The organism is Luteitalea sp. (assembly GCA_009377605.1).
Taxonomy (GTDB): Bacteria; Acidobacteriota; Vicinamibacteria; order Vicinamibacterales; family Vicinamibacteraceae; genus WHTT01.
In genome coordinates, this window is the sequence record WHTT01000340.1 from 1 (window position 1) to 557 (window position 557).

1 protein-coding gene is annotated in these 557 nt (G+C 64.1%); it reads left to right on the plus strand.

Translation table 11 applies throughout. The features are described 5' to 3' along the window. Positions 1-557, plus strand: a 557-nt coding sequence (locus tag GEV06_29205) for a sulfatase-like hydrolase/transferase (GenBank protein MPZ21915.1), incomplete at both ends; no start/stop codon positions are given.

Sequence of the window (557 nt, forward strand, 5' to 3'; positions counted from 1 at the left end):
CCGATCGCTTTGTCGTGCTCGAAGGCGACGGCGAGGACAACGGAGATTACCGCGTGGCTACGCAGGCGATTCGCTATCTGGAGGAGTACAAGGACGGCGAGAGGCCGTTCTTCCTGGCCGTAGGGTTCTCCGAGCCGCACAGCCCGCCGACGGCGCCACGACGATTCTTTGAGCTGTACGACCTGGAGGATATCGAGCTGCCGCGCGATTTCGCTCCCAGGCCCGCGTCCCCGCCCGGCCATCCCGAGCCGGCCATCAGAAGGCGAAATGCGGATCTCTTCATCGGGCGCGACGCCTCACCAGAGGAGGCGCGCGAGATGATTCGCGCGTATTACGCCTCGATCAGTTTCATGGATGCCCAGGTCGGCCGCGTGCTGGAGGCGCTCGCGCGTCTCGGCGTGAGTGAGAAGACGATTGTCGTTTTCTTCGGCGACCATGGCTACCATCTCGGCGAGAAGGGGAAGTGGTCGAAGGCGTATTCTCTCTATGAGATCGGCGCGCAGGTGCCGCTCATTATCGCGCTGCCCGGGGCAGAGGCGCAGGTCAGCCCTCGAACC